Raw genomic sequence first — 25,375 nt, 5'->3', positions numbered from 1 at the left:
TGGCGTTCCGCAACGGAACAGTCACGGTGATCGCGAACCTCGGCGAGGCTCCGGTCGAGCTGCCCGTCGGCTCCGTGGTGCTGTCGTCGGAGCAGCTGCGCGAGGCGGAGCGCCGCGTCGCCTCGGTCCGCAGCGCCCCTGCCCCCGTCCCCGCACCGCGCGCGACGCCGCTCCGGCCCGTGCGCCGGGCCCGGGTCGGCGGACTCGTCGCCCTCTCCTTCGTCGCGGCCATCGTGGCGGCGACCTCCCTGCCGGCCACGTCGCTCCTGACCGCGGAGGACGTGCAGGCGCAGAGCCTCTCGACCCCCTTCGGCGCCGACGCCCGCCGCGGCGCGCAGTCGTTCGTCGCCGGCGAGGTCAGCGCCGAGACGGTCGCCCGCGACGGCTTCGGCGTGCAGGAGCGCAAGACGCAGACCAACGTCGCCGACATCGTCCGCACCTCCGACACAGGCTTCACGAACGACCCGAACGCGTCGATCCAGTGGCCCTTCGCCGTCGGCGTGCCGGTGGGCGACCGCTTCGGCTACCGCAACTGCGCGGGCTGCTCGGTGAACCACGGCGGCACCGACTTCAACCCGGGCGACGGCTCGCCCATCCAGGCGATCGCCGACGGCGTCGTGCGCACGGTCATCGACGGCGAGGGCTCGCTCGGCGTGCACGTGATCGTCGACCACGAGATCGACGGGCAGCTCGTCTCGAGCGTGTACGCGCACATGCAGCACGGCTCGGCGGCCGTGAACGAGGGCGACCCGGTGAAGGTCGGCCAGCTGCTCGGCCTGGTGGGCACGACCGGCATGTCGACCGGCCCGCACCTGCACTTCGAGATCCGCCTCGACGGCGTGACGAAGGTCGACTCCTACCTCTGGCTCAAGGCAAACGCCGGGCGCTGACCCGGCGGCGGGACGCGGGAGTCGCCGGGCGGACCCCGCGGCCCGCTACTCCGCGCGCAGCCAGACCGTGGCGTCGGCCGGCAGCGCCGGCTCGTGCAGCTCCTCCGACGACAGCACCACGGAGCCGACGGGCAGCTCGACCGGAGCCTCGCCGAGGTTCGCGATCACCGTGACTGTTCCGTTGCGGAACGCCACGACGTCCTCCGGGTACCCCTCGAGCCACTCGACGGCGCCGGAGCCCAGATCCTCGGCGCGGCGCACCGCGAGCAGGGATCGGTACAGCTCGAGCGTCGAGCCCTCGACACCGCGCTGGCGGTCGCGGGCGAGCGGCGCCCAGTCGCCGGGCTGCGGCACCCAGGAGTCGCCGGTGCCGCTGAAGCCGTACGCGGGTGCGTCCGCCTCCCACGGGATCGGCACCCGGCAGCCGTCACGGCCGTAGCGCTCGCCGCCCGTGCGGAACCAGGTCGGGTCCTGACGCGCCGAGTCCGGCAGGTCGATCGCCTCGGGGAGCCCGAGCTCCTCGCCCTGGTAGACGTAGGCGGAGCCGGGGAGCGCGAGCATGAGGGCGGTCGCGGCACGAGCGCGGCGCAGCCCCAGGACGGGGTCGGGGAGTCCCGGCGTGCGCGGGCCGATGCCGTAGCCCTGCGGGTTGTCGGACGTCAGTGCCAGGCGGCTCGCGTGGCGCACGACGTCGTGGTTCGACAGCACCCAGGTCGACGGGGCGCCGACGGCGGCGAAGGCCTCGACGGAGGAGTCGATGATGTCGCGGAGGGCGGGTGCGCTCCACGGGGTCTCGAGGTAGGCGAAGTTGAAGGCCTGGTGCATCTCGTCGGGGCGGACCCAGCGGGCGAGCTTGGAGAGCGGCTGCACCCACGCCTCGGCGCAGAGCACGCGGTCGTCCGGGTACTCGGCGAGCAGGGAGTGCCAGTCGCGGTAGATCTCGTGGACGCCGTCCTGCGCCCAGTAGGGGGCGGTGGCGGGCTCCTCGCCGTCGGCGGGAGCGACTCCGCCCATCGACCCGCTGTCGGCGGGCGGCGTGTAGTCGGGCAGCCCCTCGGCCTTGATCATCCCGTGCGCCACGTCGACGCGGAAGCCGTCGACGCCGCGGTCGAGCCAGAAGCGGAGGACCTCCCGGAAGCGCTCGCGCACCCACTCGTTCGTCCAGTCGAAGTCGGGCTGCGAGGTGTCGAAGAGGTGCAGGTACCACTGGCCGGCCGAGCCGTCGGGCTCCATGACGCGGGTCCACGCGGGGCCGCCGAAGACCGACTCCCAGTTGTTCGGGGGCAGCTCGCCCGACTCGCCCCGGCCGTCACGGAACAGGTAGCGCACCCGCTCGGCGCTGCCCGCGGGAGCGGCGAGCGCCTCCTGGAACCAGCGGTGGGCGCTGGAGGAGTGGTTGGGGACGAGGTCGACGATGATCCGGATGCCCAGGGTGTGAGCGCGGGCGAGCATCGCGTCGAAGTCGGCGAGGGTGCCGAAGAGCGGATCGACGTCGCAGTAGTCGGCGACGTCGTAGCCCGCGTCCTTCTGCGGCGAGGTCATGAAGGGCGAGAGCCAGATCGCGTCGACGCCGAGCTCGGCGAGGCTCTCGAGGCGCGAGGCGATGCCGGGCAGGTCGCCGATGCCGTCGCCGTCCGCGTCCGCGAAGGAGCGCGGGTAGATCTGGTAGATGACGGCGGTGCGCCACCACTCGGCTGCCCGGCGGTGCTCGGCCTCGGAGTCGGGGCCGGGGGAGTTCTCGGGCGCGCCGGAGAGAGCGGAGTCCAGGGTCATGGGGTCGAGTTTATCGGGCGGCTCAGGGGCGCCGGGGGCACGCCCTCCGCCGTCCCGTACAGTCGACGGGTGATCGATGAGACGCCGGACGAGGCCCGAGCCCGACGCCGACGGGCGCTGCTGTGGGTGGTGCCGCTGCTGGTGCTGCTGGTCGGCGGCCTGGTCGCCGTCACCCTCGCGATCGGCGGATTCGCGCTGCGCAGCATGACCGGCGCCTCCGCCGTGCAGCTCGTCCTCGTCGCCTAGGCGGTCGCGGCCGGGCCGTCCTCGTCCTCGGGCGGGGGCGCGGAGGAGGTGCGCGCCCGCTCCTCGGACGCGTGCGCGGTCTCGGGCCCGGTCGCGCGGGCCTGCTCGTCGGCGCGTGTGACCGCCTCCGCGAGCTCGTCGGCGACGAGGTACCCGGGAGAGACGGCCTCGGCCCGGTAGGCCGCCCGGCCGACCATGTGCGCCGAGACGGGCACGGTCAGCAGCTGGAAGCCGATCACCAGCACGATGGTCCCCGCGGCGGCGAAGCCGGGGTTCCGGATGGCGACCGCGAGCATCACGCAGATCAGTCCGAGCACCTGCGGCTTCGTGCCCGCGTGCATCCGGGAGAGCAGGTCGTCGAACCGCATCAAGCCGATCGCGGCCAGCAGCGAGAGCAGGGCGCCGACCAGCAGCAGCACAGCGGTGAGCACGTCGAAGAACAGGTCCATGTCAGTCCTCCTCGCGGTTGGCCATGAACTTGGCGACGCTGATCGATCCGAAGACGGCGAACAGCGCGAGCCCGAGCGCGACGGGCAGGGTCCGCGCGTGGTGGTCGACCGCCATCTCGGCGCCGATCCCGCAGATGATCGTCGCGACGAGCACGTCGGCCGCGACGACCCGGTCGAGCACGGACGGACCGCGGAGGATCCGCACGAGCGCGAGCAGGCAGGCGGCGCCGAAGACCGGCACCAGGATCCAGATCAGCCAGTCGATCACCGGACCACCCCCGATCCGGCCTCGATCGGCCGATTCACGCGCTGCACGTCCTCGCGGGAGCCGATGGCCCGGACGATGCGCGCTTCCGTCCGGAGGACCGTCCGGCGCACCTCGTCGATCCGCTCGCCCTCGTCGTGGGTCACGCCGAGCACGTGCAGGTAGAGGACGTTCAGCTGCGGGTCCACGTCGATCACCAGGGAGCCGGGGACGAGCGAGACGGCCTCCGTCGTCCAGACGAGCATCCCCTCGGAGCGGCTGCGCAGGTGCACGGCGACGATGGCGTTGTGGACCGGGACGGGCAGGGTCAGGATCTGCCAGGACACCCGCACCGAGGCCACCGCGATGTCGGCCAGCAGGCGCAGGAGGAAGAGGAGCACGAACCACGGGTTGATGCGGTTCGAGAACTCGACCGGCGGCAGGTAGAACACCCGGGTGATCAGCAGGGCGACCAGGAAGCCGGTGACGATCGACAGCACCGAGACGTCGTCCCAGAGCAGCACCCAGATCCCGACGAGGGTCACGAACATCGCGACGCGGTTCCAGATGTCGACGCGGCGGCGGGGGCTCATCGCGGCCCCTCCTCTCCGAAGGACGAGTCGCGGAAGACGGTCGCGATGTAGGTCGCGGGGTCGGCGACCGCGCTCGCCGCTCGCTCGCTCGCGTCGTAGAGGGGACCGGCGCCGACGGTCAGCACGACGCCGACGACGACCATCCCCGCGGTGGCGAGCACCATCATGGGCGGCGAGTGGCGGGTGCGGATGCTGCCCGTGTCGTGGGGGTCCTCCTGCAGCTGGTCGATCAGGGGCGACTCGTAGCCGGGCACCTCCTCCTGGCGGCGCCAGAAGACCATGTTCCAGACGCGCGCGACGGCGTAGAGGGTCAGGAGCGAGGTCACGGCCCCGGCGGCGATGACGGCCCAGATCAGCCACGAGGGCTGGTCGACGGCCGACTCCGTGCCGGCGACGAAGAGCCCCACCTTGCCGAGGAAGCCGGTGAACGGCGGGATCCCGCCGAGGTTCATCGCGGGGATGAAGTAGAGCAGCGCCAGCAGCGGCGAGGCCTTGAGCAGCCCGCCGAGGCGCAGGATCGAGGTGGTGCCGCCGACGCGCTCGATCAGGCCGGTCGCGAGGAAGAGCGTCGTCTGCACCGTGATGTGGTGGATGACGTAGAAGATCGTCGCCGCGTAGCCTGCCGGGGTGCCCACGGCGATCCCGAAGACCATGTAGCCGATGTGCGAGACCAGCGTGAAGGACAGCATCCGCTTGATGTCGGCCTGCGCGACGGCGCCGAGGATGCCGACGATCAGCGTCAGCAGCGCCACCACCAGCAGCACCTCGCTCAGCCTCCCGCCGGGGAAGAGCAGGGTCTCGGTGCGGATCAGTGCGTACACGCCGACCTTGGTGAGGAGTCCGGCGAAGACGGCGGTCACCGGCGCCGGAGCCGTGGGGTAGGAGTCCGGGAGCCAGAACGACAGGGGGAACACGGCCGCCTTGATCCCGAAGCCGAGCAGCAGCACCACGTGGAGCACCAGCTGCACGTCGGCGGGGAGCTCGGCGATGCGGATCGAGAGCTGCGCCATGTTGACCGTGCCGGTGGCGCCGTAGAGCAGGCCGATGGCCGAGAGGAAGAACACGCTCGAGACCAGGCTGACGACCACGTAGGTCGTGCCGGCGCGGATCCGCGGTGCGGTGCCGCCCAGGGTGATCAGCACGTAGCTCGCGGCCAGCAGGATCTCGAAGCCGACGTAGAGGTTGAACAGGTCGCCCGCGACGAAGGCGTTGAGGATGCCCGCCGAGAGGATCAGGTAGGTCGGGTGGAAGATCGTGACCGGCGTCTCGCGGTTGCCGTCGACGAGGCCCTGGCCGACCGAGAACAGCAGGACGCCCAGCAGGGTGATCGAGGTGATCACGAGCATCAGCGCGGCGAGCGGATCGACGACCAGCACGATGCCCCACGGCGGCTCCCAGCCGCCCACGTAGACGGCGCTGCCGCCTCCGTCGCCGGTGAGGACCAGCACGAGCATCACCGAGGAGATCACCAGAACGCTCGAGAGCGTCACGATGTTCACGGTGATCTGCGCGCGCCGGTGGCGTCCGAGGATCAGCGCGACGGCCGCTCCCAGGAGGGGGAGGGTGACGACGAGCGGGATCAGGGCGTTCATCGGTCCTCCTTCCTGTCGTCGGTCATGGCGCTCTCCCCGTGCTTGGCGGCGGTGCCCTCGTCGCTGGACTCGAGCAGGACGTCGAGCGCCCGGTCGTCGGCGGTGGTCTGGGCCGAGATGCCCGCCGCGTCCTCGCGGACGGAGGCGTCGGTCTCGTCGTCCTCCACCTGGTCGGCGTTGGCGAGGCGCCAGCGGCGGTAGATCATCGCGAGGAGGAAGGCGGACACCCCGAAGGTGATCACGATCGCGGTGAGGATCAGCGCCTGCGGCAGCGGGTCGGCCATCTCGGCGGCGATCTGCTCGTAGGAGCGCCCGTCGTCGGTGACGAACGGCGCGATCCCCGAGCGGCCGGCCATCAGCAGGATGAGGATGTTGGTCGCGTTCCCGACGAGCAGGAACCCGATCAGGATGCGGGTGAGGCTGCGCTCGAGCATCTGGTAGACGCCCGCCGCGTACATCACCGCCATGACGACGACGAGGACGAGGGTGATGCTCATGCGCCGTCCCCCCTGCCCGGTCCGCCGACGACCGTGGAGCCGGTGGGGAGCGAGGTCTCGAGCCCGTCGACCGTGCCCTGGCCGGGGCCGGGGGTGCTGTCCGTCGAGTGCGTGACGCCGTCGCCCGAGGGGGAGCCCTGCTCGGCCTCCTCGCCGTGGCGGTCGACCTCGCCGCCGAGGCTGCGGAGGATGTCGAGGGCGAGGCCGATCACGATCAGGTACACCCCGATGTCGAAGAGGGTGGACGTGCCCAGGTGGAGCTCGCCCAGCACCGGCACCTCGAGGTCGAGCCAGCTCGATTCGAGGACCTCGAGGCCGAAGGCGAGGGAGGAGACGGCGGTGCCGACGGCGAAGAAGAGGCCGAGTCCGAGGACCTTGCCCGCGTCGATCGGCGCGGCCTCGCCGAGCTCGAAGCGGCCGCCGGCGAGGTAGCGCGCGACGAGGGCGAGACCGGCGAGCAGGCCGCCCGCGAAGCCTCCGCCCGGGGTGTTGTGTCCGGTGAAGAGCAGGTAGACCGACACGATCATCGCGGGGTGGAAGAGCAGGCGCACCAGCACCTCGAGCACGATCGAGCGGTTCTCCGGCCGGAGCGTGCGCCCGGCGACGAGCCAGGAGCCGCGGTCGCCGTCGCGCTCGGCGTCGGCGGAGGAGGTGGTCAGGTCCATCGCGCGCTCGCGGCGGTCGTCGGCGCTCTGCGACTCGAGGCGGGGAGCGCCTCCGGCCCGGCTGGAGAGGAAGATCAGGCTCGCGACGCCGGTGGCGACCACGACGAGGACCGAGATCTCGCCCATCGTGTCCCAGGCGCGGATGTCGACGAGCAGGACGTTGACGATGTTGCGGCCCTTGCCCTCCTCGTAGGCGAGGCGGGGCAGCTCGGCCGAGATCGGCGTCGCGGTCCGGGCGCCGAGGGCGATGGTGGCGGCGAGGGCCATGACCGCTCCGACCGCGATGCCGATGACGGCGCGCAGGCGCTTGCGCATCGGCTGGTGCTTCGCGGCGATGCGGGTCGGGAGGCGGCGCAGCACCAGGACGAAGACCACGAGGGTCACCGTCTCGATGAGCGCCTGGGTGAGGGCGAGGTCTGGTGCACCCTGCAGGGCGAAGAGGGCCACCATCCCGTAGCCGGTGGCGCCGGCCAGCAGCACGGCGGCGACGCGGTTGCGGGCGATCGCGCACAGCACCGCCGCGAGGATCATCACGGCCGCGACCGCGAGCTGGCCCGGGCTGTCCCAGAAGACGAGATCGCCCGGCCAGGTGCGGTTGAGGGCGGCCGCACCGCCGACGCCGAGGACGAAGACCGCGAAGATCACCGTCAGGTAGCGGGGGAGCGAGCCGCGCTGGACGGACTCGGTGACCGTGCTGGCGACACGGTCGAGCCAGCGGACGGTTGCCCAGTAGCCCTCGGCGGAGTCGATCCGGTTGGGCAGCATCGACTGGGCGCGCGCGACGGCGACGCGCTTGGCGAAGAGCAGGAGTCCTACGGCGATCACGAGGGCGCTGAGTGCCAGCGCGGGCTCGAAGCCGTGCCAGAGCGCGAGGTGGTAGCCGCCGTGGTCGGAGGCCTCCGCGGCGGCGGCGAGCTCCGGGTCGGCGTCCGGGGCGGCGTAGGGGAGGGTGTCCGCGTAGACGGCGACGAGCGGGTCGAGCACGGAGGCGGCGATCCCGCCGATCACGCTGGCGGCGGCCAGCAGCACCGGGGCGGCGGTGAAGGTCCACGGCTCGGCGTGCAGGTGCGTGTCCTCGAGCCCCTTCTTCCGGGCGAAGGCGCCCCAGAAGAAGCGCGCGGAGTAGGCCACGGTGAGGATCGAGCCGAGGACGAGGCCGACCAGCGCGACCCAGGCCCAGAACGAGCCCTGCTCGATCGCCGAGATCAGGCTCGTGAACACGGCCTCCTTGGCGACGAAGCCCAGCAGCGGCGGGATGCCCGCCATCGACAGCACGCCGACGAGGGCGGCGCCCGCGAGCACCGGCGCCTGCCGTCCCAGGCCGCTGAGCTTGCGGAGGTCGCGCGTGCCGGCGCGGTGGTCGACGATGCCGACGGTGAGGAAGAGCAGCGCCTTGAAGAGGGCGTGGGCGACGAGCAGGGTCAGTCCGGCCAGCGCGGCGTCGCGCGAGCCGAAGCCGACGGCGACGGTCAGGAAGCCGAGCTGGCTGACGGTGCCGTAGGCCAGCACGAGCTTGAGGTCGTACTGCCGGAGCGAGCGCCAGCCGCCGACGAGCATGGTCCAGACTCCGACGCTCACCACCACGGGCAGCCAGACGGAGTCGTCGGCGAAGCCCGGCGCGAGGCGCGCGACGAGGTAGATGCCGGCCTTCACCATCGCGGCGGCGTGCAGGTAGGCGCTGACCGGCGTGGGAGCGGCCATCGCGGCCGGCAGCCAGAAGTGGAACGGCACCAGGGCCGACTTCGAGAACGCGCCGAGCAGCACGAGCACCAGGGCCGTCGACACGATCGGGCCGGAGGGGGCGGCGGCGACGATCCCGGAGAGGCTGGTGGTACCGGCCTGCACGATCAGGACGATGATCCCGACCAGCATCGCCAGCCCGCCGAGAGTCGTGACCAGGAGCGCCTGGAGCCCGGCACCCCGGCTCTCCTTGCGCCCGCTGTAGTGGCCGATGAGGAGGTAGGAGAGGACGCTCGTCGCCTCCCAGAAGACGAAGAGGATGATCACGTCGTCGGCCGTGACCAGCCCGTACATCACTCCGGCGAACGCGGACAGGAGCGCTGCGAACCGGCCCAGCGAGGGCTCGTCGCGGCTGAAGTACGTCGCGCAGTAGGCGAGGACCAGGGCGCCGACTCCGCTGACCACGAGGGCGAGGACGATCGAGAGCGCGTCCAGGCGGAAGGAGAGGGCGATGTCGAGCGCGGGGATCCACGGCACGGACTCGCGGATCTCGCCGCCGTCGAGGATCGTCGGCAGGGCGGTCGCGGTGGCGACGAAGCTCGCGGCCGGGATCAGCGCCAGCGCGTAGAACGTCTTCGGCCCGAACCGGTCCACCAGCCAGGGGGTCACCACGGCGATCGCGAACGAGATCACGAGGATGAGGAGCATCACATGTTCCTCCCAAGGTGTACCCAGCGCATAAGTCGGTCAAGAATATCGGAGCGCCCTCCCGCGGAACCTGAGTGCGCGGAGGCTTGACGGCCCCGTCGTGATCCGCCAGGGCCCTACCGTGGGGAGCATGGCCCGCTCGCTCCTCCCCGACCAGCTCTGCCGACTCCGCGTCCACGACCTCGCGACGGGGGAGTCGACGACCGTCTTCGAGTCCGACTCCGTCCTCGTGGAGGCGCCGAACTGGACTCCGGACGGCTCCGCCCTGATCGTGAACGGCGACGGCGGCCTCTTCCGACTGCCGCTCGAGGGGACGCCCGTGCTCGAGCCGATCCCGCTCGACGGGGTGCCGGCCGAGCTCAACAACGACCACGTGCTCGCCCCGTCCGGCGGGCTCGCCTACGTCTCGGCGCGCGACGGGCACCTCTACGCGGTCGAGCTCGACGGCTCCGCCCCCGCCCGCCGCCTGACCGCCGAGCGCGAGGGCGCGCGCTTCAAGCACTACCTGCACGGCGTCTCGCCCGACGGCGCGACCCTCGCGCTGATCGGCGGCGGCGACGCCTCCGGGCGGTGGCGGACCGACGTGTACACGATGCCGGCCGGAGGAGGCGCGCTCACCGCCCTGACCGACGACGAGCCGGCGGACGACGGCGTCGACGTCTCGGCCGACGGCCGCACCCTCGTCTTCAACTCCGAGCGGGCCGGAGGAGGTGCGCAGCTGTTCCGGATCGGCCTCGACGGCTCCGCGCTCTCCCGCCTGGTCGAGTCGGACACGGTCGACTGGTTCCCGCACGAGTCGCCCGACGGCGCTCACCTGCTCTACCTCGCCTATCCGGAGGGGACGGCCGGGCACCCCGAGAACGTCGACGTCGAGCTGCGGCTGCTCGACCTCCCCGGGCGCGCGACGCTCGAGCCCGGCCGCGTGCTGGAGCGCCTCCACGGCGGGCAGGGGACGATCAACGTCTCCGGCTGGGCGCCGGACTCGACGCGCTTCGCCTACGCCGACTACCCGCGGCGCTGAGAGCCTGAGTCCTTGCCGCGCATGCGCGGGAGGGGGATCGATCACGGCGGGGAGCGGGTCTTGAATCGGGGGATGAGCATCGACAGCGCAGCATCCTCCTCCGTCACCCGCTCGCCGCTCGGCGACTCCGGCATCGACGTCTTCCCGCTCTCGCTCGGCGGCAACGTCTTCGGCTGGACCGCGGGGCGGCAGACCTCCTTCGACGTCCTCGACGGCTACACGGCTGCGGGCGGCGACTTCATCGACACCGCCGACGCCTACTCCGCCTGGGTCCCGGGCAACACGGGCGGCGAGTCCGAGACGATCATCGGCGAGTGGCTCGCGCAGCGCTCGGGGGACCGGGACGACGTGGTGATCGCGACGAAGGCGGGCCGCCACCCGCAGTTCACCGGCCTCGCGCCCGACATCGTGCGCGCGGCCGCCCGCGCCTCCCTCGAGCGCCTCGCGACCGACCGGATCGACCTCTACTACGCCCACTTCGACGACGAGGCCGTGCCGATGGCCGACATCGCCGCCGTGTTCTCGGAGCTCGTGGACCAGGGCCTGGTCCGCGCGATCGGAGTGTCGAACTTCAGCGCCGAGCGCGTCGCGGAGTGGCTGCGCATCGCGGGCGAGGAGGGCCTGCACGCGCCCGTCGCGCTGCAGCCGCACTACAACCTCGTGGAGCGCGGGATCGAGGCCGACCTGCTGCCCCTCGCCCGCGAGGCGGGGCTGGCCGTCGTCCCCTACTCCGCCCTGGCGTCGGGCTTCCTGACCGGCAAGTACCGCGACGGATCGACGCCCGAGGGCCCGCGCGCCGACGGTGCCTCCCGCTACCTCGACGGTCGCGGCCGCCGGGTGCTGGCGGCGCTCGATGCGGCGGCGGAGGCGCACGGCGCCGAGGTGGCGACGGTGGCGCTCGCCTGGCTCCGCTCGCAGCCCGGAGTGGTCGCGCCGATCGCCAGCGCCCGCGTGATGGAGCAGCTGCCGGCGCTGATCGCCTCGGCCTCCCTCGAGCTGAGCGCCGAGGAGCTCGCCGCGCTCGACGAGGCGAGCCGGGCGTAGCCGCAGACGGGCGGCCGCGGGGGCGCGTCCCCCGCGGTCATCGACGCTCCGCGGAGGTGCTATCGTCTAACGGTGCCAAATCGCGGGCACGCCCCGAGAGGGGCTGTCAGACCCGCAGGTGCGCCCCCTTAGCTCATTGGTAGAGCACTTCCTTGGTAAGGAAGAGGTAGTGGGTCCGATTCCCACAGGGGGCTCCGTTCCCCGCAGGCCAGACCTGCGAAGAACGCGCGGCGGGGTAGCTCAGGTGGTTAGAGCACACGGCTCATAATCGTGGTGTCGCGGGTTCAAGTCCCGCTCCCGCTACAGCGAGAAGGCCCCGGTTCGCGCGTCGAGCCGGGGCCTTCGGCGTTCCTGTCGCGCTCCGCTGCGGTCGGCTCCGGAGCGGAGCGCCGTGATCGTGCCGCCGGGCCGGACTCTCAGAGCCAGCCGTTGCGCTCCGCGATCCGGAGGGCGTCGGCCCGGTTGCGGGCGCCCGTCTTGCCGATCACCGCCGAGAGGTGGTTCCGCACGGTCCCCGGCGAGAGGTGCAGCATCCGGGCGAGATCGGCGATCGAGCCTCCGGTGCGCGCGGCGGCGAGCACGTCGGCCTCCCGCTCGGTCAGGGGCGTGCCTCCCTGCGCCAGCGACTCCGCAGCGAGCGCGGGATCGACCACGCGCAGCCCCTGCCCGACCCTCCGCACGGCGTCCGCCAGCTGAGCCGAGGGCGTGTCCTTGACCACGAAGCCCGATGCCCCCGCCTGCATCGCGCGGCTGAGGTAGCCGGGACGGCCGAAGGTCGTCACGATCAGCACGCGGCAGGCCGGCAGCGCCTCGCGGAGGAGCGCGGCGGCGGCGATCCCGTCCAGCCCCGGCATCTCGATGTCCAGCAGCGCGACGTCCGGCGTCGAGGCGAGCGCCGCGGCGACCACCTCGTCCCCGCGGCCGACCTCCGCCACCACGTCGATGTCGGACTCCAGCGAGAGCAGGGCGGCGAGTGCGCCCCGCACCAGCGCCTGGTCGTCGGCGATCAGGAGGCGCAGAGCGCTCACCGTCCGCCTCCGGGGAGGGTAGCCGCCAGGCGGAAGCCCCCGAGCTCGCTCGTCCCGACGGAGAGCCGGCCGCCCGCCGCCTCGACCCGCTCGCGGAGCCCGGCCAGTCCGGTCGAGCCCGCTGCTCCCGGCTGCGGACCCACTCCGTCGTCCGCGATCTCGACCTCGCAGGCGGTGAGGCGGATCCGGCAGCGCGAGGCGCTCGAATGGCGGACGACGTTCGTCGCTCCCTCGCGGATCACCCACCCCACCAGCTCGCGATGCTGCGGGAGCACGGTGTCGGTGGAGGAGGGCAGGTCGGCGGAGATCCCCGCCGCGGCGAGAGCGCCGCGCGCGGCGGCCAGCGCTCCGCTCGCGGTCGTGGCCCGGAAGCCGGACACGGTCGCGCGGACGTCGGCGAGAGCGCCCCGCGCGAGCGACTCCACGTCCGCGATCTCGGCCCGCGCCCGCTCCGGGTCGGCGTCGAGGAGGCGCCCGGCCAGCTCCGACTTCACGGTGATCACCGTCAGCGAATGGCCCAGGATGTCGTGGATGTCGCGGGCGACCCGGCTCCGCTCGCGCTCGGCCGTCAGGACCTCCAGCTCGGCGCGGGTGTCGCGGAGCTGGTTGACGGTGGCGATCGTGCGCGCGAAGGTGGCCATCATCAGGGAGATGGAGAGGATGATCACCGGCACCACGAAGGCGGTCTCGGTGACGCCGTCGCTCTCGAGGCGGACGGCGAGCGTCACGGAGGCGAGGGCTCCGATCAGGGTGGCCGTGAGGCGCCAGGTGAACACGCACATGCCGACCAGGACTCCGACGTAGGTCCAGAGCCCCGTCACGTCCCGCCCGAGCCAGGGGAGGAGGGTGAAGGAGAAGGCGAGCAGTCCGAGGCAGATCAGCAGCCGGCCCCGCGTCGCGAGGGTCCAGGCGAGCGGCGGTGCGACGAGGAATCCGGCGCTGAAAGCGGCGATGAGGGCGACGCCGACGACGCGGCGGGGCCACTCCGGATCGTCGAGGACCGACGGCACGGTCGAGTACACCCAGAAGAGCGAGAAGACCGCTCCCGCGTACCAGCGCAGCGCACGCGGGGTCCAGAGAGCCGTGCGCAGGGTCGCTCCCGGGTCGGCGCCCGCCGCGGCCGGGCGGATCGGCCACCCTGTCTCGCCGTGCCCGGAGGCGGTGGTGCTGCTCACGCGCTCACCCTAGGACGGAGCCGACCGCGGTGGCGCATCCGTCACACCCGCTTCGTGTCGCGGCGGAAGAAGAACACCGTCCCGCCGAGGAGCAGACCGAGCCACACGAGCGCGTCGACCAGAGCGCCGAGGTCGAACCCCTCGCCGGTCAGCGGCGCTCGCGCGAGCTCGCTGATCCCGTAGACCGGCGTCAGGGCGGCGATGCTCTGCAGGAATCCGGGCATGCTGCTCACCGGGTAGAAGAGGCCGCCCAGGAACGCGAGGACCACGATGACCAGGCTCGTGATCTGTGCCGCGTTCTCGCCCGGCACCATGTAGCCCACCATGAGGCCGAGCGTCGTGAAGACGGCGCTCGCGAGCAGCCAGCCCGTCAGTCCGGTCGCGACCCACTGCACCGCCGAGAGCTCGATGCCGCTGGCGGCGCCGACCGCATAGGTGGCGACGACGGCGAGCAGGCCCAGCGCCATCCCGGCGATCATCTTGATCAGAACGTTGACCACGGGGTTCAGCGGGGTGAGCCGCAGCTGCCGGCTCCAGCCCTGCGCGCGCTCCACGGCGACGGCCGCCCCGGTCTGCGTGGCCGACATCATCGCTCCGTACATCGCCATCGACACCATGATGAAGGCCGCGATCGAGACGCCGCCCGCCGCGATCGGAGTCGCGGTCAGCGGCTCGTCGCGGAGCGGGTACCCGACGATGAAGAACATCAGGACCGGGAAGAGGAGGGTGAAGAAGAGGGTCCGCCGGTTCCGCAGCCGCCGCAGGATCTCGATGCGCAGGTAGGTCGTGGTGAAGCCGCCGAGCGCCGGCGAGCGGCGGTCGAGGCGGACGCGGTCGGCGGCGGGGGTCGTGGCGGTCATACGGAGGCTCCTTCGGAGGTGAGGGCGAGGAAGACGCTCTCGAGGTTCTGGGCGGTGATCTCGACGTCGCGGGCACCGGTGCGGGTGAGCAGGTAGCGGGCGAGGGCGTCGGAGTCGTCGGTGTGCACCGTGATCCGGTCGCCCTGGGCCTCGACGCTGGAGACCTGGGGGAGCGCGGCGAGGGCGGCGAGGTCGGCGCCGGGCAGGGTCGCGTGGACGATCCGGCCGGAGACGAGGTTCTTGATGCTGCTCGTGGTCCCGTCGGCGACGATCCGGCCTCGGCTCATCAGGACGATGCGGTCGGCGTACTCGTCCGCCTCCTCGAGGTAGTGCGTGGCGAAGAGGACGGTGCGCCCGCGCGCCGCGTCGGTGCGGATGGCCTGCCAGAACGCGCGGCGCCCCTCGACGTCCATGCCGGTGGTCGGCTCGTCGAGCAGGAGCAGGCCGGGGTCCGACAGCAGCGCCATCGCGAACCGGAGCCGCTGCTGCTGACCGCCGGAGCACAGTCCCACGCGGCGGGAGGCGAGGTCGGCGATCCCCGCGCGCTCCAGCACCTCGTCGATCGGCCGGGTGTCCGCGAAGAGGCTCGCGGTCAGCTCCAGTGTCTCGTGGACGCTGAGGTCCTTCAGCAGGCCGCCGGTCTGCAGGACGGCCGAGACGAGCCCGTGCGCGATCGCCGTGCGCGGCGAGCGTCCGAACACCGTGACCTCGCCGGTGTCAGGGGCCGAGAGACCCAGGAGCATGTCGAGGGTCGTGGTCTTGCCCGCGCCGTTGGGACCGAGGAAGGCGACGATCTCGCCGGGCCGGACGGTGAGGTCCACTCCGGCGACGGCGGCGACGGAGCCGAAGCTCTTGGTGAGGGCGGTCGCCTGCACGGCGAGGTCGGTCGAGGTCATGCCCTCAGCCTGTCGAGAGGGTCGCCGCAGTGCCTCGCTCCTCTGTCACCGAGGTGCCGTGACATCCGTCACCCCCGCTCCGGCTCCGGAGCGGGGCGGGCCGCGCCCTCTGCCGGGCGAGGTCTCAGACCGCGCAGCCCGCGAAGAGCACGTCGTCCGAGGAGACCAGGTCCTCCAGGGTCAGCAGGCGGTCGAGGTCGTGGCCGGCGGCCAGGGCGTTGGCGCGCTCCGGTGCGGTCTGGGGGGCGAGGCGCCCCTCCATCACCCCGCCGAGGGCGCGGACGGCGCACGCGGCGACCACTCCCTCCGGGGTGCCGCCGATGCCGAGGACGAGGTCGACGCGGCCCGCGGGATCGGCCGCCTCGATCGCGACCGACACGTCGCCCTCGCCGCGCAGCTCGAGCGCGACCCCGGCCGCGCGCAGAGCCGCGATGAGCCCGGAGTGACGCGGCTTGTCGAGCACGACGACGACCAGCTCCGCGACGGGCTTCCCGAGCGCCGCCGCCAGCCGTGCGGCGTTCTCGGCGGGAGGGAGGTCGAGCGAGACGGCGCCCCGGCCCGCTGCAGAGCAGACCAGCTTGTCCATGTAGAACACGTCGCGCGGGTCGAACAGCGTGCCGCGCGGGGCGAGCGCGATCACGCTCACCGAGCCGGGGAGCCCCTCCGCCGTGAGTCGGGTGCCGTCGAGCGGATCGACCGCCACGTCGCAGGAGGGAGCGGAGGCGCGGCCGAGGCGCTCGCCGTTCGCGAGCATCGGGGCCTCGTCCTTCTCGCCCTCGCCGATCACGACGACGCCGTCGAACGGAGCGTCGGCCAGCACGGCGCGCATCGCCGCGACCGACGCCTCGTCCGCCGCGATCTTGTCGCCGCGCCCGTACCAGCCGCGCGCCGCCTCGGCCGCCGCGCGCACGGCGGCGGCCACCGCCTCCTGCAGCTCGGCCGGGTAGGCGGGCGACGCGATCAGCCGCAGGCCGCTCATGCGCGCGCGGGCTGAGCGGTCGCGGTGCGGACCAGCCGCTCCAGGGTGCGCAGGCCGTCGGAGGAGAGCACCGACTCCAGGTGCCCCTGCACCGACGCGACGTGCTCGCCGCGGAGGGCGTTGACCACTCCCGTCTCCGGGTCGACCGACACCTCGAGCCCCAGCCGGGGCGTGCGCGCGACGCCGGGGGCGACGGAGGAGAAGGTGTTGTAGAAGCCGATCGCGGCGTCCTCGCCGAACACGTCCACCGCCAGGCGCACGCCCTGGCGGGGCGCGGGCAGCGGCTCGACCGGGAGGCCCGCCAGCAGTGAGAGCATCTGGTGGCTGAGGCAGACGGCGAGCATCGGCCGCTCCGCCTCGAGGCGGGTGGTCATCAGCGAGCGCAGGTGCGCGATCCGCGGGTCGGAGTCGTCGCGGGGGTCGCCCGGGCCGGGGCCGAAGACGACGAGGTCGTCGCTCAGCACGTCGGCGACCTCCGACCAGCGCTCGACCCGGGCGTCCATCCCGAGGTGGCGCAGCTGGTGGGCGAGCATCGTCGTGAACTGGTCCTCGTTGTCGACGATCAGCGCGGTGTGCCCGGCGAGGCCGGCGATGTGCTCGGGCGCCTGGGGTCGGAGCCAGAACGAGGCGAGCCGCTCGTTGCGCGCCTCGAGCGCCTCCTGCACGCCCGGCTGCGCGTTCAGGTCGAGGGCCGGCGGCACCTCGCGGTGCGGCAGCAGGCCGAGGGCGGAGAGGACGCCCGACGCCTTCGCCCGCGTCTCGGCGACCTCGCCCTCGGGGGTGGAGTGGCGCACGAGCGTCGCGCCGGCCGGCACGGTGAGGCGGCCGTCCGCGCGGAGGTAGGCGGTGCGGATGAGGATGGGGGCGTCGACCGTGTAGCCGTGCTCCTCCGGCTCGAAGAGGGCGAGCACGCCGGAGTAGTAGCCGCGCGGCTCCTTCTCGTACTCGGCGATCACGGCGCACGCGTTCTCCATCGGCGAGCCGGTGACCGTGGGCGCGAACATCGTCAGCCGCAGGACCTCGCGCACGTCGAGTCCGGTGCGGCCCTCGAGCAGGTACTCGGTGTGGCTGAGCCGCGACATCTGCTTGAGGAACGGCCCGAGGATGCGGCCGCCGTCCGGGCAGACCGCGCTCATCATCTTCATCTCCTCGTCCACGACCATGAAGAGCTCCTCGCTCTCCTTGACGTCGGCGAGGAACGCGAGCACCTCCTCCCCGGTGGGTCCGGCCGCGGGGTGGCGGAAGGTGCCGCTGATCGGGTTCATCATCGCGACGCCGTCGCGCACCGAGACGTGGCGCTCGGGGGTCGCGCCGACGGCGGTGACCGTCTGCGCGCCGTCGACGCCGGGGGTGTGGATCGCGAAGGTCCAGTACGCGCCGGACTCGTCGGTGAGCAGGCGGCGGAACCAGGCCAGGACCGCCTCGACGGGCGGCGCGTCGGTCTGCGCGACGAAGGCGCGGTTGATGACGAAGTTGGCGCCCTCGCCGCGGCCGATCTCGTCCTCGATCACGCGGCGGACGATGTCGGCGTAGTCGTCGTCCGGCACGTCGAAGCCGCGCTCCTCGACCGGGATCTCCCGCTCGGGCAGCAGCCGCAGCACCTCGGCCAGGGGGATGCTCTCGCGCTCGCGCACCACGAGGTTGCGCAGAGGGGCTCCGTCGTCCTTCGCCGCGAAGCCGCGCTCGCGCACCTGCCGGTAGGGCACGAGGGTCAGCACGTCGTCGCCGTCGAGCGGGATGTCGGCCAGGCCCTCGACGTCGAGCACGTCGCCCGTGAACACGTCGACGGCGTCGCGGCCCTGGCGGAGGACCACCGCGAACGGCAGCGTCCCGTCGGAGGCGAGGATGCGGGAGAGGAGCGAGGTCATCGTGGTCCTTGTATCGGGTCGTGCCCCACCCGGGCCCTGACATGCAGAACGACCGCCCGGAGGAGGCGGTCGCGTGCGAGGGGTCTGCGCGTCGGTCCGCCTAGGAGGCGGGCCACCAGGGGCTTCGGGTCGACGTGCGCACGCGGCGAGTCTAGGGGAGAGCCGGGCGGCGGCCAAGCGGTGTCAGGCGGCCGGCCGCTCGGTCGGCTCGCCCCGCAGGGTCCGGAGCAGGAGGGTCGCGCCGGCCGTCGCGGCGGGGGTGGCGACGACCGCGCCCCCGGGGACGAGGAACGCCAGGTAGACGGCGATGCCGAAGCCGAGCGAGACCGCGCGGTGCTCGCCGAGGAGGCGGCGGCGGTCGCGGAGGGAGAGCCCCCGGGCGTCGCCCGCGAACCCGGTCAGCTCGAGCGCGAGGGCCCTCCCGCCGACCAGGGCGCCCGCGACGAGGCCGACGATCGAGCCGACCAGCGGCACCAGGCCCAGCAGCACCAGGACCACGCCGATCCCGAGGGAGGTGGCGACCAGCACGGCGGAGTCGCGGAGGCCGCGGCCGACCCCCTGCCAGAAGGTGGTCTCGCGCTCGTCGGGCACGCCGCCGAGGTCGTCCTCGACCCGCCGCCAGATCCGCTCGTAGAAGGGGTCGCCGACCAGCAGGGTCACCGCGGCGAAGAGGACCACGCCGAGGGCGAGCACGGCGCCGACCACCGCGATCGAGAGCACCAGGCGGACGGTGGCGGCCGTGCCCTCGTCCCAGCCGCCGGCGAACGGGGTGAGCGCGGTCACCGCGTCCTGCACCCGCGTGAGCACCAGGACCAGTACGCCGACGAAGACCAGGCCGACGATCAGGGGCGGGATCGCGCCGAGGAGCATCGCCCGCGGTGAGCGGACCCAGGTGCGGAAGCCGCGGAGGAAGAGCCGGGCACCGAGGCCGAGATCGCGGAGGACGCTCATCCCCCGATCCTCGCAGGTGGGGCCTGGCCGGCGGTCCGGCAGGACACCCGACTGCACGGGGCGCGGAGCCTCAGACCCGCTCGAACGGAGCGAGCAGCCCCGCCATCGCCTTCGTCCGCGGCGCGGCGTACTCGTCGCGTCGCGAGGTGCTGACGCCCATCGCGACGAGCCCCTCCACGAGGCGCACCGCCGAGGCGACGCCGTCGATCACGGGCACGCCCAGCTCCCGCGAGAGGTCGCGGCACAGGTCGGCCATCCCGGCGCAGCCCAGCACGATCGAGTCGGACCCGTCGACGGCCAGCGCTTCGGCGCACTCCGCCAGGATCGCGCGGCGGGCGTCGGAGCGGGGGTCGTCGAGCTCGAGCACCGGGATGTCGCAGGCGCGCACCTGACGGCAGGCGTCGCCGAACCCGGCGCGGCGGGCGATGTCCCAGGCGCGGCCGCTCGTGCGCGAGAGCGTGGTGACCACGCTGAAGCCCCGGCCGACGAGCGCGGCCATGTGCATGGCGGCCTCGGCGATCCCCACGACCGGGCCGCTCGCGATCTCGCGCGCGGCGTCGACGCCCGGGTCGCCGAAGCACGCGATGACCGCGCCGTCGCAGCCGGCCGCCTCCGCCCGGGCGATCTCGTGCAGGACGCCGGGCACGGCGAGCGCCTCGTCGTAGTGGCTCTCGATCGACGCCGGACCCATCGGTGGGGTGACGGCCGTGATCTCGGTGCCGAGCGAGGCGACGGAGCGGGCGGCCCGGCCGATCGCCGCGGTCATCGCAGTGCTGGTGTTCGGGTTGACGACGGTGATGCGCATGGTGGTTCCTCGGTTCGGGTGCCGGGAGGGGGAGGGACCCGCCCGGCCGCCGGCCCGCGGGATGCGGAGCGGCCGGAGCGGATCCCTCCTCCGTGCCGGCCGGATCAGACGGTCGAGCCGTCGCTGACGTGCTCGAGGTCCTCGTCGAGGCGCCCGATCCGCGGCGCGCGCCGCTCGAGCACGGCCATCGCGACGAATCCGAGCCCGCAGCCGAGGAACCAGCTGTAGTCGCCGAGCCAGGTGAACTCCGCGCCTCCCGCCTCCGCGATCCAGCGCGGCACGAGCACCGAGGCGACGGAGGGGACTCCGCCGATCACGGTCGCCCAGACGGCGTTGGGGTTGAAGCCGCGCGAGAACCAGTAGCGGCCCTTCTCGCTCATCGTGTAGAGGTCGTCCACCCAGACGCGCTGGCGGCTGATCAGGTAGTAGCCCGCGATGAGGACGCCGAACAGCGGTCCGATCAGCGCGCCGAGGATGCCGAGCGTGTAGTGGATGGCGGTGTCGTTCGAGTACCAGTTCCACGGGGTGAGCAGCACCGAGCCGACGGCGGCGATCATGCCGCCCATCCGCCAGCTGATCTTCTTCGGGTTGACGTTGGAGAAGTCGAACGCGGGGGAGATGAAGTTCGCGACGATGTTGATGCCGATCGTCGCGATGACGAACGTGAGCCCGCCGAGCAGCACGGCGAACCAGGTGTCGATCCGCTCGACGGTCTCGATCGGGTCGGTGATCAGCTCGCCGAAGACCGGCACGGTCGCCGACGCGGTGATCACGGTGAGGAGGGAGAAGAAGAGGAAGTTGATCGGGAGGCCGAGCAGGTTGCCGCGCTTCACGGCGCCGTAGCTGCGGGCGTACCGGGAGAAGTCGCCGAAGTTGAGCATCGGGCCCGAGAAGTAGGAGACGACCAGGGCGACGGCCGAGATCATCACCGGCACCGCGGCGGCGAGGTCGAGCGGCTCGCCGGAGCCGAGGGTGAGCGAGATGTTCTCCCAGCCCGCCTGCGACACCAGGTAGACGGCCAGCACGAGCATCACCACGTAGACCGCCGGTCCCGCCCAGTCGATGAAGCGGCGGATCGACTCCATGCCCCGCCAGAACAGCGCGGCCTGCGCGACCCAGAGGATCGCGTAGGAGAGGTAGCCCAGGGCCGAGAGGCCGAGGAACGACGCCTCGGGCGTGTTCAGGGCGGCCATGCCCGGGAAGAACTTGAGGAAGACGATGTTCAGCGACTGCGCCGCCAGGTAGGTCTGCACGCCGTACCAGGCGATCGCGATCAGTCCGCGGATGATCGCCGGGATGTTCGCGCCGCGGATGCCGAAGATCGCCCGGTTGATGACGGGGTAGGGCACGCCGGTGACCTGGCTGGGCTTGGCGACGAGGTTGCAGAAGACCTGCACGATCACGATGCCCACCACCAGGGCGACGAGCACCTGCCAGCCGGCCAGGCCCAGCGCGAAGAGCGAGCCCGCGGTCACGTACCCGCCGACGCTGTGCACGTCCGACATCCAGAACGCGAAGATGTTGTAGCTCGACCAGCGCTGCTTCCGGAGCGGGGCGAGGTCCTCGTTGGAGAGGCGGTCGTCGTAGCCGGCGCTCGCCGCGGCGGCGGGATCCGGATCGACGGGAGGAGCGGTGACTCGGGGTGCGGTGACTCGGTCGGACATGGGTGGATCCACCTCTCGGGCGGTCGTGCGCAGAGCGGCACGGAGCGGATGTGTCAGGGTGGTCGGGACGTCCGGCCGAGGAGGCGGGGCGTAGCGGAGAGCGTTCCGAGTGAAGTGATCACTTCACGCGGGCCACGCTACGAGTCGGGAGGCCGCCGCTCGTTTCGGCTCCGTTACGGCTGTGTGACGATCCGCGAGAGGGGACGGGCCATGCTCTCCGACGACACCGCGCCCGACGAGGCGGCCGCCCGGGCGATCGCGGACGGGGCCGGACTCGGCGCCCGGCTGCGGGAGCTGCGGCTCTCGGCGGGCCTGTCGCTGAAGGCACTCGCCGGGCGACTCGGCATCTCCGTGAGCGCCGTCTCGCAGATCGAGCGCGGAGCCATGCAGCCCTCGGTCGGCCGGCTGATCGCCCTCGTGGACGCGCTGGGGGTCCCGCTGTCCGCCGTGTTCGACCAGGGCGCGTCGGCGCCGGTCGAGACCGCGGTCGTCCGGGCGCGCGAGTCGGCGCCCGTGGCGCTCGAGGGCGGAGTGCTGTTCCGCCGTCTGGCGCCGCGTCCGCTGGACGCCGTCGACTTCTTCGAGTCGACCTACCCGCCGGGCTCGACCTCGACGGCGCACCGGCAGCTGCTCCGCCACGACGGGTTCGAGATGGGGGCGGTGACGCTCGGAGAGCTGACGGTCGAGTTCGAGGACGAGTCGGTCGTCCTCGGGCCGGGCGACGCCATCACGTTCCCGTGCGAGCGGCCGCACCGCATGGTCAACACGGGCTCGACCACGGCGATCGCGACCTGGCTGATCGTCCACCGCTGACACCGCGCCGGTGCTTCGTGCCGGACCCCTGGCGGCACCACCTGCGTATGGGACCCTGGTCCTCGCTCCTCCACAACGGGCGGACGACCGTCTCCTGTCCACACCCCGGTCGGGATCGGGGCGCGGCGGGCCCTCGGTGTCGGTACCGCCTGGTGGGCTGGTCTCCTCGACCGAGGGGTGCGGAACGTGGAGGAGCGGATGGACGGCAGGAACGACGAGGGGTGCCCGCGCTGGTGCGCGGGTGAGCACGACGAGCTGGTCGCAGCGGCGGAGCGGCTGCACCGCTCCGCGGCGAGCTCGGTCCCGGTGGTGCTCTGGGCGCGTGGAGACGGGGCCGCGGGCGCGACGGTGCACGTCTCCCTGTGCCGCCCGGGGGAGTCGGGGGAGGACAGGCTCCGCCTGGAGGCCGACGGGCTCGGCGAGGTCGACCTCGATCTCAGCTCGGGGTCGCGGCTGGCCGGCGCGGTGCTCCGGCTACTCGGCGCCTCGTGAGGTGCGCGGCGGGTCGGGCGGCAGGAGGTCCGTCAGCTCGATCTCGAGCGCCTCGCAGAGCGCGAGGAGGGTGTGCAGCGTGGGGTTCGCGGGCGAGCCGGGCTTCGACTCGCCCTTCTCGAACTTCTGGTAGGTGTAGCCCGCGAGCCCGGCCGCGTGGGCGATCCGCTCCTGGCTGGCACCCTTGGCGATGCGGGCCCGGTGCATGTTGGTGCCGAGCTCGCGGGCGTAGGTCGCCCAGTCGCGCTCGGGAGTGGGTGTCGACATGCCCGCCAGCTTCGGAGAAGTTCGGCCGCGGGTCAGCCATACACGGATGGGAAATTCCCGGTGGTCATACCCGGGTGACCACCGGCGGCGCCTCCGGAGCCCCGAGGGCCCCGCGACGGCAGCGCCTAGTATGGCCGGGTGCCAGTGAACCCCGAACTCGTCGGGCGCGTCTTCGCGCCCACGGAGCCCTATCAGGTGGGGCGCGAGAAGGTGCGCGAGTTCGCCCGCGCCGTCTCCGCGACCTCCCCCCTGCACCACGACGTCGAGGCCGCCCGCGCCGCCGGGCACCCCGACCTCGTCGCTCCGCCCACCTTCGCCGTCGTCGTGCAGGAGTTCACGCTCCAGCAGCTGCTCGCCGAGCCCGACGGCGGGATCGACTTCAGCCGCGTCGTGCACGGAGACCAGCGCTTCGTGCTGTCCCGTCCGGTCGTCGCCGGCGACGAGCTGACCGCGACCCTCTCGGTCGCCGCCATCAAGAAGCTCGGCGCCCACTCGATGGTCACCACCGAGTCCCGCATGGTCGACGCGAGCGGCGAGCACGTCGTCACCGCGATCTCGACCCTCGTGGTCAGGGGAGACGAATGAGCACCGCACTGCCCGCTCTCGCCGAGCTGAGCGTCGGCCAGGTCGTCGCCGAGAGCCGCTTCCCGATCGACCGCGGCACCCTGGTGCGCTACGCGGGCGCCTCGGGCGACTTCAACCCCATCCACTACCGTGACGACGTCGCCGCCGAGGTCGGCCTGCCCGGCGTGCTCGCGCACGGCATGCTCACGATGGGCACCGCGGTGCAGGTCGTCGTCGACTGGGTCGGCGACCCCGGACGCGTGGTCGACTACCAGGTGCGCTTCACCCGTCCCGTCGTGGTGGACCCGCGCGACGGCGCCGCCATCGACGTGGTCGCCAGGATCGGTGCTGTGAACGCCGAGGAGGGCTGGGTCCGCGTCGACCTCGCCGTCTCGGTCGAGGGCCAGTCCGTCCTCGGCAAGGCCCAGGCACGGGTCCGACTCGCGTGACCTCCGCGCCGCTGCTCTCCGCCCTGACCACCCTCCGCGTCGGCGGACCCGCCGAGCGCCTCGTCGAGCCCGCCACCGAGGCGGAGCTGGTCGAGACGCTCGTCGGCCTGTGGTCGGACGACGAGCCGTGGCTGCTGCTCGGCGGCGGCTCCAACCTCCTCGTGGGCGACGACGGGGTCGAGGGCACGGTCGTGCGCGTGCGCACCACCGGCGTCGAGCGGCTCCCCTCCGACGAGCCGGGGCGCGTGCTCCTGCGGGTCCAGGCGGGCGAGTCGTGGGACGGCCTCGTCGCGACGACCGTGGAGCGCGGCTGGGCGGGCCTCGAGGCCCTCAGCGGCATCCCCGGCACGGTCGGTGCGTCGCCGGTGCAGAACATCGGCGCCTACGGCCAGGAGCTCTCGGACACGCTGGTCGCGGTCGACTTCCTCGACGAGGGCGCCCGCGAGCCCGTCCGGCTGACGGCGGAGGAGCTGCAGTTCGCCTACCGCACCTCCGTGATCAAGCAGGGCCGCCGGGGCGCGGTGCTGGCCGTCGAGTTCGCGCTCGAGGAGGTCGGCGCCGAGGGCGACGGCACTCCCGTCGCCTACGGTCAGCTGGCGTCGGCGCTCGGAGTCGCGCTCGGCGACCGCGTGCCGCTCGCGCGGGTGCGCGAGACCGTGCTGGTGCTGCGTGCGGGCAAGGGCATGGTCCTCGATCCGGAGGACCCGGACACCGCGAGCGCCGGCTCCTTCTTCACCAACCCCCTCGTCACGAGCGCGTTCGCCGACTCCCTGCCGCCCGAGGCGCCGCGCTGGCCGGTCGAGCCGACGGCGGAGGCGCCCGTCATCACTCCGCTCGCCGCGGTCGAGGCCGGAGCGCCCGTCGGGCTGCCCGTGCCTCCCCGCGCCGACGGCCTGGTGAAGCTCAGCGCCGCGTGGCTGATCGAGCACGCCGGCGTCTCGCGCGGTTTCACCCTGCCCGGCTCGCGGGCCGCCGTGTCGAGCAAGCACACCCTCGCCCTGACCAACCGCGGAGGAGCGACGGCCGAGCAGGTCGCCGAGCTCGCCCGGTACGTCCAGGGCCGCGTCCTGGCGGAGTTCGGCGTGCTGCTGCACCCCGAGCCCGTGGTGGTCGGCACCGCGGTCTGAGTCCGCGCGGTCTGCGCCCGCAGGCGCCGCGCTCC

Annotated in this window: 26 protein-coding genes and 2 tRNA genes; 11 read left to right on the top strand and 17 right to left on the bottom strand. The window is 72.9% G+C overall.

Translation table 11 applies throughout. From position 1 onward, the window contains the following. On the top strand, positions 1-890 hold an 890-nt coding region (locus C5D04_RS18820), incomplete at its 5' end, for a M23 family metallopeptidase (RefSeq protein WP_219815022.1). A gap of 45 nt (positions 891-935) precedes the next feature. Here the strand turns inward: C5D04_RS18820 and C5D04_RS10775 are convergent. Then, positions 936-2,663, bottom strand: a complete 1,728-nt coding sequence (locus C5D04_RS10775) for a glycoside hydrolase family 13 protein (protein ID WP_104347675.1) — start codon at positions 2,661-2,663, stop codon at positions 936-938. Between the two features lie 69 nt (positions 2,664-2,732). Between C5D04_RS10775 and C5D04_RS18230 the strand changes: the two genes are divergently transcribed. After that, a complete protein-coding gene (locus C5D04_RS18230) occupies positions 2,733-2,909 on the top strand; it encodes a hypothetical protein (protein ID WP_159939698.1) in 177 nt (58 codons plus the stop codon). On the opposite strand, the gene mnhG is transcribed toward C5D04_RS18230, so the two are convergent. From mnhG to C5D04_RS10745, 6 genes are read right to left on the bottom strand one after another with little or no spacing between them, the layout of a single operon-like run. Beyond that, the gene (mnhG, locus tag C5D04_RS10770) at positions 2,906-3,358 is read right to left on the bottom strand and encodes a monovalent cation/H(+) antiporter subunit G (protein WP_244229587.1); all 453 of its coding nucleotides are present in this window, start codon (positions 3,356-3,358) and stop codon (positions 2,906-2,908) included. The two genes, C5D04_RS18230 and mnhG, sit on opposite strands and share 4 nt — an antisense overlap. Before the next feature lies 1 nt (position 3,359). Further along, positions 3,360-3,626, bottom strand: a complete 267-nt coding sequence (locus C5D04_RS10765; protein ID WP_308471052.1) for a monovalent cation/H+ antiporter complex subunit F — start codon at positions 3,624-3,626, stop codon at positions 3,360-3,362. Further along, positions 3,623-4,195: a Na+/H+ antiporter subunit E gene (locus C5D04_RS10760; protein WP_104234245.1), complete on the bottom strand. Its 573-nt coding sequence runs from the start codon at positions 4,193-4,195 to the stop codon at positions 3,623-3,625. Before C5D04_RS10760 ends, C5D04_RS10765 begins: the two co-directional genes overlap by 4 nt. Then, on the bottom strand, positions 4,192-5,787 hold the full coding sequence (locus C5D04_RS10755; RefSeq protein WP_104347674.1) for a Na+/H+ antiporter subunit D: 1,596 nt from the start codon (positions 5,785-5,787) through the stop codon (positions 4,192-4,194). The genes C5D04_RS10760 and C5D04_RS10755 overlap by 4 nt, the downstream gene beginning before the upstream one ends. Next, positions 5,784-6,284, bottom strand: a complete 501-nt coding sequence (locus C5D04_RS10750; RefSeq protein ID WP_104223614.1) for a Na(+)/H(+) antiporter subunit C — start codon at positions 6,282-6,284, stop codon at positions 5,784-5,786. The genes C5D04_RS10755 and C5D04_RS10750 overlap by 4 nt, the downstream gene beginning before the upstream one ends. Continuing rightward, a complete protein-coding gene (locus tag C5D04_RS10745; RefSeq protein WP_104257170.1) occupies positions 6,281-9,337 on the bottom strand; it encodes a Na+/H+ antiporter subunit A in 3,057 nt (1,018 codons plus the stop codon). The genes C5D04_RS10750 and C5D04_RS10745 overlap by 4 nt, the downstream gene beginning before the upstream one ends. Positions 9,338-9,467: 130 nt before the next feature. On the opposite strand from C5D04_RS10745, the gene C5D04_RS10740 reads away from it, so the two are divergent. From C5D04_RS10740 to C5D04_RS10725, 4 genes are all read left to right on the top strand, one after another. Next, on the top strand, positions 9,468-10,358 hold the full coding sequence (locus tag C5D04_RS10740; RefSeq protein WP_104326173.1) for a PD40 domain-containing protein: 891 nt from the start codon (positions 9,468-9,470) through the stop codon (positions 10,356-10,358). A 72-nt stretch (positions 10,359-10,430) separates the two neighbouring features. After that, positions 10,431-11,402, top strand: a complete 972-nt coding sequence (locus C5D04_RS10735; protein WP_104257172.1) for an aldo/keto reductase — start codon at positions 10,431-10,433, stop codon at positions 11,400-11,402. Positions 11,403-11,524: 122 nt separating this feature from the next. Beyond that, positions 11,525-11,596 (top strand) — tRNA-Thr (locus tag C5D04_RS10730). Positions 11,597-11,631: 35 nt separating this feature from the next. Beyond that, positions 11,632-11,705, top strand: a tRNA-Met gene (locus tag C5D04_RS10725). A 113-nt stretch (positions 11,706-11,818) separates the two neighbouring features. On the opposite strand, the gene C5D04_RS10720 is transcribed toward C5D04_RS10725, so the two are convergent. The 9 genes from C5D04_RS10720 to C5D04_RS10680 all read right to left on the bottom strand — a co-directional run bounded on the left by C5D04_RS10720 (position 11,819) and on the right by C5D04_RS10680 (position 21,628). Continuing rightward, the gene (locus tag C5D04_RS10720; RefSeq protein ID WP_181074522.1) at positions 11,819-12,430 is read right to left on the bottom strand and encodes a response regulator; all 612 of its coding nucleotides are present in this window, start codon (positions 12,428-12,430) and stop codon (positions 11,819-11,821) included. Next, positions 12,427-13,605: a sensor histidine kinase gene (locus tag C5D04_RS10715; RefSeq protein ID WP_258059741.1), complete on the bottom strand. Its 1,179-nt coding sequence runs from the start codon at positions 13,603-13,605 to the stop codon at positions 12,427-12,429. Before C5D04_RS10715 ends, C5D04_RS10720 begins: the two co-directional genes overlap by 4 nt. 41 nt (positions 13,606-13,646) lie before the next feature. Then, positions 13,647-14,465, bottom strand: coding sequence for an ABC transporter permease (locus C5D04_RS10710; RefSeq protein WP_104238293.1), 819 nt, complete (start codon positions 14,463-14,465; stop codon positions 13,647-13,649). Further along, complete coding sequence (locus C5D04_RS10705; RefSeq protein WP_104347673.1) at positions 14,462-15,361, bottom strand: ABC transporter ATP-binding protein; 900 nt, start codon at positions 15,359-15,361, stop codon at positions 14,462-14,464. The genes C5D04_RS10710 and C5D04_RS10705 overlap by 4 nt, the downstream gene beginning before the upstream one ends. A gap of 124 nt (positions 15,362-15,485) precedes the next feature. Next, positions 15,486-16,340 (bottom strand): fructose-bisphosphatase class II family protein, encoded by an 855-nt coding sequence (locus C5D04_RS10700; RefSeq protein WP_104223618.1) that lies wholly within the window; start codon positions 16,338-16,340, stop codon positions 15,486-15,488. Continuing rightward, positions 16,337-18,208: an anthranilate synthase family protein gene (locus C5D04_RS10695; protein WP_104347672.1), complete on the bottom strand. Its 1,872-nt coding sequence runs from the start codon at positions 18,206-18,208 to the stop codon at positions 16,337-16,339. The genes C5D04_RS10700 and C5D04_RS10695 overlap by 4 nt, the downstream gene beginning before the upstream one ends. A gap of 183 nt (positions 18,209-18,391) precedes the next feature. After that, on the bottom strand, positions 18,392-19,159 hold the full coding sequence (locus C5D04_RS10690; protein ID WP_104326167.1) for an EI24 domain-containing protein: 768 nt from the start codon (positions 19,157-19,159) through the stop codon (positions 18,392-18,394). Positions 19,160-19,229: 70 nt separating this feature from the next. Then, positions 19,230-19,964 carry an aspartate/glutamate racemase family protein gene (locus C5D04_RS10685; RefSeq protein ID WP_104234239.1) on the bottom strand — a complete coding sequence of 245 codons (735 nt, stop codon included), beginning with the start codon at positions 19,962-19,964 and terminating at the stop codon, positions 19,230-19,232. Positions 19,965-20,068: 104 nt separating this feature from the next. Continuing rightward, entirely contained in the window at positions 20,069-21,628 is a 1,560-nt protein-coding gene (locus tag C5D04_RS10680) for an NCS1 family nucleobase:cation symporter-1 (RefSeq protein WP_104227042.1), read from the bottom strand. Between the two features lie 210 nt (positions 21,629-21,838). Between C5D04_RS10680 and C5D04_RS10675 the strand changes: the two genes are divergently transcribed. Both C5D04_RS10675 and C5D04_RS10670 read left to right on the top strand, forming a co-directional pair. After that, positions 21,839-22,441: a helix-turn-helix domain-containing protein gene (locus tag C5D04_RS10675; RefSeq protein WP_104347671.1), complete on the top strand. Its 603-nt coding sequence runs from the start codon at positions 21,839-21,841 to the stop codon at positions 22,439-22,441. Between the two features lie 198 nt (positions 22,442-22,639). Beyond that, a complete protein-coding gene (locus C5D04_RS10670; protein ID WP_104295588.1) occupies positions 22,640-22,933 on the top strand; it encodes a DUF6907 domain-containing protein in 294 nt (97 codons plus the stop codon). On the opposite strand, the gene C5D04_RS10665 is transcribed toward C5D04_RS10670, so the two are convergent. Beyond that, complete coding sequence (locus C5D04_RS10665) at positions 22,916-23,200, bottom strand: helix-turn-helix domain-containing protein (protein WP_104223625.1); 285 nt, start codon at positions 23,198-23,200, stop codon at positions 22,916-22,918. The two genes, C5D04_RS10670 and C5D04_RS10665, sit on opposite strands and share 18 nt — an antisense overlap. A 138-nt stretch (positions 23,201-23,338) precedes the next feature. On the opposite strand from C5D04_RS10665, the gene C5D04_RS10660 reads away from it, so the two are divergent. The 3 genes from C5D04_RS10660 to C5D04_RS10650 are packed head-to-tail and all read left to right on the top strand — an operon-like array spanning position 23,339 to position 25,340. After that, positions 23,339-23,785 (top strand): MaoC family dehydratase N-terminal domain-containing protein, encoded by a 447-nt coding sequence (locus C5D04_RS10660; RefSeq protein WP_104227045.1) that lies wholly within the window; start codon positions 23,339-23,341, stop codon positions 23,783-23,785. After that, the gene (locus tag C5D04_RS10655) at positions 23,782-24,213 is read left to right on the top strand and encodes a MaoC/PaaZ C-terminal domain-containing protein (protein WP_104238284.1); all 432 of its coding nucleotides are present in this window, start codon (positions 23,782-23,784) and stop codon (positions 24,211-24,213) included. The genes C5D04_RS10660 and C5D04_RS10655 overlap by 4 nt, the downstream gene beginning before the upstream one ends. Then, positions 24,210-25,340: a UDP-N-acetylmuramate dehydrogenase gene (locus C5D04_RS10650; protein WP_104347670.1), complete on the top strand. Its 1,131-nt coding sequence runs from the start codon at positions 24,210-24,212 to the stop codon at positions 25,338-25,340. Before C5D04_RS10655 ends, C5D04_RS10650 begins: the two co-directional genes overlap by 4 nt. Positions 25,341-25,375: the final 35 nt, after the last annotated feature.

The organism is Rathayibacter sp. AY1D2, from assembly GCF_002932695.1.
In the GTDB taxonomy this organism is placed as follows: Bacteria; Actinomycetota; Actinomycetes; order Actinomycetales; family Microbacteriaceae; genus Rathayibacter.
Note: the sequence above shows the minus strand (reverse complement) of the source record. Positions and strands in the feature narration are given on the sequence as shown.